Source organism: Actinomadura sp. (assembly GCF_044508335.1).
GTDB lineage: Bacteria > Actinomycetota > Actinomycetes > Streptosporangiales > Streptosporangiaceae > Spirillospora.
The window spans coordinates 1-9,057 of sequence record NZ_JBIQHY010000040.1; the positions used below are offsets into that span (position 1 = coordinate 1).

A 9,057-nucleotide genomic window follows, 5' to 3' on the forward strand; every position below is an offset into this window, starting at 1 on the left:
ACGGCCCGGACGTCGCTCTCGCTGCTCATGGGGATCTCCTCTCGATCCGGTCGGTCGAGATGTGTACCGCCGGGCCGTCGCCGATTCATCGGTCCGGCCGGAAGAAGTTCCGCGGGACTCCGCGGGGGCCGCGGCGGGAAGCGGCCATTCCCGTGGCGCGAGTCTTCGGGAACGAGGAAACTCGTGCCATGGCCTCTCAAATCGATGAGTCGGTTCCGCATTCCGCCCGCATCTGGAACTACTGGATCGGCGGCAAGGACAACTACCCGATCGACCGGGAAATGGGCGACCGGATCGCCGAGGGATATCCGCAGATCAAGGCGCAGGCCATCGCCGACCGGGCGTTCATCGGCCGGGCCGTGCGCTACCTCGTCCAGGAGCAGGGCATCCGGCAGTTCCTCGACATCGGCACCGGCCTGCCGACCGTCGACAACACGCACGAGGTCGCGCAGCGCATCGCGCCCGAGGCGCGCATCATGTACGTCGACAACGATCCGCTCGTGCTGGCGCACGCCCGGGCGCTGCTGACGAGCACCCCGGAGGGCCGCTGCGAGTACCTCGACGCGGACGTCCGCGACCCCGACACGATCCTCGCCAAGGCCCGCGAGCTGCTGGACTTCACCCGGCCCGTCGCGGTCATGCTGGTCGGCATCCTGCACCACGTCGATGACACCGAGGAGTCGTACCGCGTCGTCCGGCGGCTGGTCGACGCGCTGCCGAGCGGCGGGCACCTGGTGATCAACCACGCGACGTACGCGGTGTTCGGGGACGCCTCCAAGAAGGCCGCGCAGCAGTACAACGACGCGGGCGGCCGCCCGCCCCTCACCCTGCGCTCCCCCGAGGAGATCATCCGGTATTTCGACGGCCTGGAGCTCGCCGAGCCGGGCCTGGTCAGCTGCGCCCGCTGGCGCCCCGACGAGAGCGACGTCGCCGCCTGGGGCCCGCCCGCCGAGGTCGACGAGTTCGCCGCCGTCGCCCGCAAGCCGTGACCGGGCCCGCCCGCCGGGAGCCGCCCGTCAGGAGTCGGACGGGACGGTCTTGATGACGGCGCCCTTCTGGTTCACGGCCAGGTAGCCGCCGCCGTAGTCGTCGGTGAGGTAGACCATCATGGTCGGCCGGTCGCCGTTGAACGTCCAGGACGCGGTCACGATGACGTAGCGGTTGGTCGGATTCTTCACCTTGAGGGTGCGCTCCGCGCGGCGCATCAGGGCGGGGAGGGCGTCCCATTTGAAGGTGCGCAGGTTCACCTTGGCGTCGCCGGTCGTTATGCCGACGCTGGGGCGGCTGCGCACGGCCGCGTCCGCGCCCTTCTCGTAGGTGTAGTTGTCGAAGGCGCCGCGCCGTCCCGCCACGGGAGCGTCGGCGGAGGCGCGCTGCTCGTACACCGTGAACTGGGCGAACTCCCTGCTGCCCGACGCGTCCTCGAACATCTTGATCACGGCGCGGACGGCGGTCGGGGTGAGCAGCGACTCGACCTCATCGCCGCCTCCGCCGTTCGCCTCCCGCCCGGCCGAGGCCCTCTTCGACGACGAGTCATAGGGCTCGCGGGAATCCCCAGGATCGTCATTCTCCAGGAGTGCCGGAAGGACGAGCACACCCGCCGCGACGAGAATTGCGGCCCCTCCGGCCACGACGGCCAAAATGGCGCCGAGCACACCGGAGCGGCGTCTGCGCCGCAGTGAGGGATTGGTCGGCTGCACCGGGAACGGCGGCCTGGTCGTCCCCGGCCCGGGTATGGGGGCGAAATGCGGAGGCGGAGGCGGGGGCGGCGGCGCCGCCGGGCCGGCGGCGGCGCGGGCGAGCATCGGGTCCAGCTGGGCGGCGGTCGGCCGGGCGGCCGGCTCCCGCACCAGCAGCGCCTGGAGGACGGGCGTCAGCGGCCCCGCCTGGCGCGGCGGCGGGATCTGCGCCGTCATGATGGCGCCCAGCGTCGCGGCCGTCGTGGAGCGGCGCAGCGGATTGGCGCCCTCCACCGCCACGTACAGCAGCAGCCCGAGCGACCACAGGTCGGAGGCAGGATCGCCCTCGTGGCCGTGCAGCCGCTCCGGCGCCATGTACTCCGGGGAGCCGACCAGCCCGCCGGTCGCGGTGACGCGGGACGCCTCCTGCAGCACCGCGATGCCGAAGTCGGTGAGAACGGGCGTCCCGTCCGCGCGCAGCAGGACGTTCGCGGGCTTGACGTCGCGGTGGCAGACGCCCGCCTCGTGGGCCGCGCGCAGCGCCGCCAGCAGCCCGCGCCCGACGGCGGCCGCCTCGGCGGGCGGCATCGGCCCCTGCGCCAGCCGCTCCTGCAGCGACTGCCCGCGGACCAGCTCCATCACCAGCCACGGGTGCGGCATGTCGGGCGAGTCGACGATGTGGTGGATGGTCACCACATTGGGATGGTCGAGGCGGGCGAGGGCGCGGGCCTCGCGCATCACCCGCTCGCGCCGCATCCGCGCGACATCCGGGTCGGCCTCGGCCGCCCCCGCGTCGGCGAGCCGCACCTCCTTCAGGGCGACCTCGCGCTCCAAGGCGAGGTCGAAGGCGCGCCAGACCGTGCCCATCCCGCCGCTGCCGAGCCGCTCCCGCAGCTCGAAACGGCCGTCGATCACCATCTCCGGAGAGGTCACGGCGCTCAGCCTAAAGCCACGATCTTCGCAAAACCCTGAATTCGCTCTACCGGGCCGAAGGGGGACGCCGGGCCGGACGCCGGTGATTCGCGCGATGCCCGGCCGGTACCGGGCGGCGGACACTGTGCTTCCCCATCCCCTGCTCCACGGAGGCACCTCCCATGCGCCCACCCCTACGGCGTCCCGGCCGCCGGGCCGCCGCCGCGACGCTCGCGGCGGCGCTGTCCGCCGCGCTGCTGAGCGCGCCGCCCGCCGCGCGCGCCGACGCCCCCGCCGACCCTGTGGTCACCGTCCCGCCGGCCGGCGACCACGGCTTCCCGTTCCTGGCCGCCGCCGAGGACCTGGGCTCGTTCGGCTACACCGAGAGCGAGTACTTCATCTCGGGGACGGCCGCGTCCTACGCCAAGTCCGGCTTCTGGGGCTCGAACGGGCGGTGGGACGTCCGGGAGTCCGGCCGCGCCGCGTACAAGAGCCGGCTGCTGGTGCGCCGCCCCACCGACCCGGCGAAGTTCAACGGCACCGTCGTCGTCGAATGGCTCAACGTCAGCGGCCAGATCGAGATCTCCCCCGACTACTGGTTCACGCGGGACGAGCTGCTGCGCAAGGGCTACGCCTGGGTCGGCGTGTCGGCGCAGTCGGTCGGCGTCAACGGCGGGCTCGGCGACGTCAAGGGCCTCAAGGGCTGGGACCCGGCCCGGTACGGCAGCCTCGTCCACCCCGGCGACGCCTTCTCCTACGACATCTTCTCCCAGGCCGGGCGGGCGCTGCGCAACCCCGACGGGCCCGACCCGCTCGGCGGGCTGCAGGTCAGGACGCTCCTCGCCGACGGCGAATCGCAGTCCGCGGGCTTCATGACCACGTACGCCAACGCCGTCCAGCCGGTCGCGCAGGTCTACGACGGCTTCATGATCCACAGCAACAGCGCCGTCGCCGCGCCGATCAGCGGCCGGCTCGTCGACGTCCTGGGCATGCCGAACCCGTCCCGGATCCGGACCGACCTGCCGGTGCCGGTGTTCGTCGTCCTCACCGAGACCGACATCCCGGGCGCGTTCCTCGCGCGGCAGCCGGACACCGACCGGATCGTCCACTGGGAACTGGCCGGCACCGCCCACGGCGACCAGTGGGCCTACGACATGGGCGCCCCCACGATCCAGAAGTCGGTCGGCTCGGCCGGGCCGCAGGCCGACTGCGCCCCCGGGTCGGCGCCGTTCAACGACGGGCCCGGCCACTACTCGATGAACGCCGCGCTGCGGCTGCTGTCCGGGTGGGCGCGCGGCGGGCCGACGCCCCCGGGCGGGCCGGAGCTGAGCACCGTCTTCCGCGACCCGCGCACCGGCCTCGCCACCGGCGGCATCCGCCTGCCGGACGTCGCCGTCCCGACCCGGACCCTCAGCGGGGAGCGCGACACCAGCGGCAGCGGCGTCTTCTGCGGCCTCTACGGCGCCCGCGACCCGTGGAACGGCGACGCCGACCCGTGGGACCGGCACGACTCCGGCGACCCGTCCGACCCGTCGTTCCCCCACACGGCCGAACCGGTGCTGAGCACGCTCTACCCGACGCACGCGGACTACGTGGGCAAGGTGCGGGCCGCCGCCCAGCGGTCCGTGGACGACGGCCACCTGCTGCCGGAGGACGCGGCGACGATCATCACCGCCGCGGAGGAGTCCGGCATCGGGGGCTGACCCGCACCCGCCGACGCGAGCCCCGACCGCCCCGGCATGGTCATCGCGGGTGGCTCGTCCCCCGAGCGAGCTACCGGCAAGTGTCCACCGCGCGGTGAAGATTCCCGATCGCGTGATCCATAGCGTTCTTCCCGGCCGCGGCGCCAGGACCGCGGGGACAACGCTAGGGAGTCGACATGAAGCTGCTCATCCAGCTCTTGGCGGTCGGGGCGGTCGCCGGCGTCGGAGGCGCGCTCACCAGGGCGGTGCAGTGGGACACGCTGCCCACGCTGGCGCTCGGGCTCGCGTCGGCGGCGCTGACGCTGCTGGTGTACGTGTTCGTCGTGGGGCGGACGGAGCGCCGCCCCGTGACGGAGCTGGCCCGGGCGGGCGCGCTCCCCGCCCTCGGCCTGGGCGCGCTGATCGGCTTCGCGATGTTCAGCGCCGTCATCGCCAACCTCGCCTTCCTCGGCGACTACCGGGTCGACGGCTACGGCTCGGCGTCCGGCGCGGTCGCGCTGCTCGGCTTCATGGCCGCCGCGGCCGTGACGGAGGAGCTGCTGTTCCGCGGCATCCTGTTCCGGATCATCGAGGGGCGCATCGGCACCTGGTGGTCGCTGGCGCTGACCGGCCTGCTGTTCGGCCTGATGCACCTGGGCAACGAGGACGCCAACCTGTGGGGCGCCATCGCGATCGCCATCGAGGCGGGCGGGATGCTCGCCGCCGCGTACGCCGCGACCCGGAGCCTGTGGCTGCCGATCGGCCTGCACTTCGCCTGGAACTTCGCCGGGGCCGGCGTCTTCGGCGCCGAGATCTCCGGCAACGAGGCGCCGGACGGGCTGATGAAGGGCGTCACCTCGGGACCGTCCCTGATCAGCGGCGGCGAGTTCGGCCCGGAGGCGAGCATCTACTCGGTCGGGTTCGGCGTGGCGGTGATGGCCGTGTTCCTGTGGCTGGCCCACCGGCGCGGCGCCATCGTCCCCCGGAGGCGCCGCGACCGCGCCGCCGCGACCGCTAGCATCGCCCAGTGATCGATCTCCGGCTGATCCCGGACGCGTGGCGGCGGTACGACGTCACGGTCCGGGATCTGCCCTTCGCGCTGCTGCTGGCGGCCGGGTCGCTCATCCCCGCCCTGCACGACCTCGGGACGCAGGTCGGCGGGATGCCGGACCGCCCCTACGACGCGCTCGCGGTCGCGGCGATCGTCCTGCAGAGCCTCCCGCTCGTGGTGCGCCGCCGGTGGCCGGCCGTGTGCCTCGTCCTGGTGTCGGCCGGTTTCGCCCTCGACCAGCTCCGCGGCTACCACACGTTCGCCGGCACCGGGATGGCCATCGCGGTGCTGAGCGCGGGCGCCCATCTGGACAGGTTCCGGCGCACCGCCATGGCCGTCCTCACCGCGGCGTACGCGGCGCTGGCGGCCGGGCTCGAACGGCTCGGCGCGACCGAGCGGCCGGACGAGTTCGTGACGTTCTACCTGGCGGTGTGCGTCGTGTGGGGGCTCGGGGCCTACCTGCGCTCCACCAGGGCCGCCGAGGCCGAGCGCCGCCGCCGCGTCGCCGAGACCACCCGCGCCGCCGAACGCACCCGGATCGCCCGCGAACTCCACGACGTCGTGACCCACCACGTGACGGCGATGGTCGTCCAGGCCGAGGCGGCGCGCTACCTGACCGCGGCGCCCGACCGGCTCGAGGAGACCCTGGCCGCCGTCTCCGACACCGGCCGCCGCGCGATCAGCGACCTGCGGCATCTGCTCGACGTGCTGAAGCCCGACCACGACACCGAGGACGCGGCGCTGACCACCGGCGACCTCTCGTCCCTCGTCGAGCGGACGCGCAAGGCGGGGCAGCCGGTGGAGTTCACCGAGGAGGGCATCCGCGCCGAGTCGGCGGGCAGCGCCGAGTTCGTCGCGTACCGGGTCGTCCAGGAGGCGCTGACGAACGCCCTCAAGTACGCCCACGGCAGCCGCACCGAGGTCCGTGTCCGCTACGGCGAGAAGGAGATCTGCGTGGAGGTCGGCAACGACGGCACCGGTTCGCGGTCCGGGTCCCCCGGCGGGAGCGGGCGCGGCCTCGCCGGGCTGCGCGACCGCGTCGACGCGCTGGGCGGCGGGTTCAGCGCGGACCCGCGGCCGGACGGCGGCTTCGTCGTCCGGGCGCGCATCCCGGCGGGGAACGCGTCGTGACCGCGCCGGTACGGGTCTTGGTCTGCGACGACCAGGCACTGATCCGCACCGGCTTCACGACGATCATCGACGCCCAGCCCGACCTCGAGGTGGTGGGCGAGTGCGGCGACGGGCGCACCGCCGTCGACCTCGCCCGCAGGCTGAAGCCGGACATCGTGGTGATGGACGTCCGGATGCCGGTCCTGGACGGCATCGAGGCGACCCGCCTGCTGGCCGGGATGGGCGTTCCCGACCCGGTCAAGGTGCTCGTGGTGACGACGTTCAACCTGGACGAGTACGTCTACGAGGCGCTGCGCGCGGGGGCGAGCGGGTTCCTGCTCAAGGACGCCCCGCCGGCGCAGCTGCTGCACGGCATCCGCACCGTCGCGAGCGGCGCCGCGCTGCTGGCCCCCGAGGTGACGCGGCAGCTCGTCGGCCGGTTCGCGGCGCGGATCCGCCCGGCCGGCGACGGGCCGGACGACACCGCGCTGACGCCGCGCGAGCTGGAGGTGCTGCGCCTCATCGCGAACGGCCTCTCCAACAGCGAGATCGCCGCGGAACTGGTGATCAGCCAGGAGACCGTGAAGACGTACGTGTCGCGCATCCTCACCAAGCTGGACCTGCGCGACCGCGTGCAGGCGGTCGTCTACGCCTACCGCAACGGCCTGGTGACCTGAGCGCGAGGCCGCCGCCTCCACGACACCCCGATGCCCGCCTTCAAGCAGCAACCCCTACTGGCGGCCGCGCCCATTCGATGTGCCCTGGCCTGCTGCGCGGCGACGGCGTTCACCTGGTGTCGCGGTGCCGCTACCTACTGCTGATCTGTTTCAGGGGCGGCGGGTCGGGACGTGCGCTTGTCTCGCGGTTTGCCCATGTGATGCCCGATTTGCTCTGTTGTCCGCCATACGGACAAGTGTACGATCCGGGTATTCGCGCGGCGGCGGAGTGATCGCTGAGAGCAGGACTCGGGCTCCGCCCACGAGGCGACGGGAGGGATGGAATCCGATGGCCGATCACGAGGTTCCCGTTCTCATCGCGGGGGGCAGCCTGGTCGGGCTGACCACCTCGCTTCTTCTCGCGGCGCGGGGAGTGCCGCACATGCTGGTCGAACAGCATCGGGGCACCGCGATCCACCCCAGGGCGGCGTCGTTCCACCAGGGAACGATGGAGGTCTTCCGCGGCGTCGGCATGCAGGAGGCCGTCGACGCCGCGGCGGAGCGGGAGTTCGTCCAGAACGGGGCGATCATCGCCGTGGAGAGCCTGGCCGGCCGGGAGCTGAAGTACTTCTACCGGTCCTACAACGACGGGGTTGAGCGGCTCAGCCCGACATCGCGGCTGTTCATCACGCAGATCGGGCTGGAGCCGCTGCTGCGCGACCGCGCGCGCGAGCTCGGGGCCGACCACCGCTTCGCGACCGAGCTCGTGCACTTCGAACAGGACGACGACGGCGTCACGTCCGTCATACGGCCACGTGACCGTGGAGCGGAACAGACCGTCCGCTCGCGGTACCTCGTCGCGGCCGACGGCGCGCACAGCCCCGTGCGGAAGGCGCTCGGGATCGAGGTGAACGGCCGCGGCGTCTTCGCCGACTGCGTCACCATCTACTTCAAGGCCGACGTCCGCGGGATGCTCGGGGACCGCAACCTCAGCGTCGTGTACGTCAACCACCCTGAGCTGCTGGGGTTCTTCCGCTTCTCGATCAACGCCGACTCCGGGTTCCTCGCCGTCTTCGCCACCATCGGCCCGGACGGCTCCCGCGACAGCAACGTCGGCGAGAACATCAGCACCGAGCAGTGCGCCGGCTTCGTGCGGACGGCGCTCGGCGCCGGCCCCGAGTTCCCCGTCGAGATCGACAACGTGCAGCGGTGGGGCGCGGCCGCCGGATCGGCCGCGCGATTCCAGGACGGGCGCGTCTTCCTCGTCGGGGACGCCGCGCACGTCATGCCGCCGACCGGCGGTTTCGGCGGCAACACCGGCATCGCCGACGCGGCCAACCTGGCCTGGAAGCTCGCCATGGTGCACAGCGGCGCGGCGGGCGCGGGGCTCCTGGACACCTACGACCCGGAACGCCGGCCGATCGGTCACCTGACCTCCGAGCAGGCTTACACCCGCTATGTCCTGAGGGTGGACGACTCCCTCCCCAAGAACGACCTCATGGATCCGCTGGACGACGCGTCCATCGAGCTCGGGCAGGTCTACCGGTCGGACGAGCAGCCCCCTCTTGAGGACCCGCGGAACCCCACCGGCCGCCCCGGCACCCGGGCGCCGCACCTTCCGCTGGAACGCGACGGCGTCTCGATCTCCACGCTCGACCTCGTCCGGGACGACTTCGTCCTGCTCACCGGCTCGGAAGGACAGGCGTGGCGCGATGCCGCCGCCTCGCTGGCCGCGTCCGAGGGATTCCCGCTGAAGGCCCACGGCATCGCCGCCACCGGCCCGGTCGTCGACAAGGAGGACCGCTTCGCGAAGGCGTACGGGATCGGGGCCGGCGGCACCGTCCTCGTCCGGCCCGACCGCGTCATCGCCTGGCGGACGGCGGACCCCGCCGACGACCCCCGGGGCACCCTCGAAGAGGTCATGACCCGGCAGCTCTTCCGCTGACGCACGAGCGCCATGGCAGGCC

7 protein-coding genes are annotated in these 9,057 nt (G+C 72.9%); 6 read left to right on the forward strand and 1 reads right to left on the reverse strand.

Going from position 1 to position 9,057, the window contains the following annotated elements; genetic code table 11:
- Positions 1 to 188 precede the first annotated feature (188 nt).
- Complete coding sequence (locus tag ACIWVC_RS16180) at positions 189 to 989, forward strand: SAM-dependent methyltransferase (protein WP_396448088.1); 801 nt, start codon at positions 189 to 191, stop codon at positions 987 to 989.
- Between the two features lie 27 nt (positions 990 to 1,016).
- Here ACIWVC_RS16180 and ACIWVC_RS16185 read toward each other — a convergent pair whose 3' ends face one another.
- On the reverse strand, positions 1,017 to 2,612 hold the full coding sequence (locus tag ACIWVC_RS16185) for a serine/threonine-protein kinase (protein WP_396448089.1): 1,596 nt from the start codon (positions 2,610 to 2,612) through the stop codon (positions 1,017 to 1,019).
- A 161-nt stretch (positions 2,613 to 2,773) separates the two neighbouring features.
- Here ACIWVC_RS16185 and ACIWVC_RS16190 point away from each other — a divergent pair, with 161 nt between their 5' ends.
- The 5 genes from ACIWVC_RS16190 (at position 2,774) to ACIWVC_RS16210 (ending at position 9,035) form a co-directional block, all read left to right on the forward strand.
- Positions 2,774 to 4,294, forward strand: coding sequence for an alpha/beta hydrolase domain-containing protein (locus tag ACIWVC_RS16190; RefSeq protein ID WP_396454272.1), 1,521 nt, complete (start codon positions 2,774 to 2,776; stop codon positions 4,292 to 4,294).
- Positions 4,295 to 4,470: 176 nt separating this feature from the next.
- On the forward strand, positions 4,471 to 5,304 hold the full coding sequence (locus ACIWVC_RS16195) for a lysostaphin resistance A-like protein (RefSeq protein ID WP_396454273.1): 834 nt from the start codon (positions 4,471 to 4,473) through the stop codon (positions 5,302 to 5,304).
- The gene (locus ACIWVC_RS16200) at positions 5,301 to 6,455 is read left to right on the forward strand and encodes a sensor histidine kinase (RefSeq protein WP_396454274.1); all 1,155 of its coding nucleotides are present in this window, start codon (positions 5,301 to 5,303) and stop codon (positions 6,453 to 6,455) included. Before ACIWVC_RS16195 ends, ACIWVC_RS16200 begins: the two co-directional genes overlap by 4 nt.
- A complete protein-coding gene (locus ACIWVC_RS16205) occupies positions 6,452 to 7,111 on the forward strand; it encodes a response regulator (protein ID WP_396448093.1) in 660 nt (219 codons plus the stop codon). The genes ACIWVC_RS16200 and ACIWVC_RS16205 overlap by 4 nt, the downstream gene beginning before the upstream one ends.
- 328 nt (positions 7,112 to 7,439) lie before the next feature.
- A complete protein-coding gene (locus ACIWVC_RS16210) occupies positions 7,440 to 9,035 on the forward strand; it encodes an FAD-dependent monooxygenase (RefSeq protein ID WP_396454275.1) in 1,596 nt (531 codons plus the stop codon).
- The last annotated feature ends 22 nt before the right edge of the window (positions 9,036 to 9,057 follow it).

Coding starts and splice junctions, on each gene's coding strand:
- ACIWVC_RS16210 (WP_396454275.1), top strand. CDS start 7,440: ATGGCCGATCACGAGGTTCCCGTTCTCATCGCGGGGGGCAGCCTGGTC.
- ACIWVC_RS16180 (WP_396448088.1), top strand. CDS start 189: ATGGCCTCTCAAATCGATGAGTCGGTTCCGCATTCCGCCCGCATCTGG.
- ACIWVC_RS16195 (WP_396454273.1), top strand. CDS start 4,471: ATGAAGCTGCTCATCCAGCTCTTGGCGGTCGGGGCGGTCGCCGGCGTC.
- ACIWVC_RS16190 (WP_396454272.1), top strand. CDS start 2,774: ATGCGCCCACCCCTACGGCGTCCCGGCCGCCGGGCCGCCGCCGCGACG.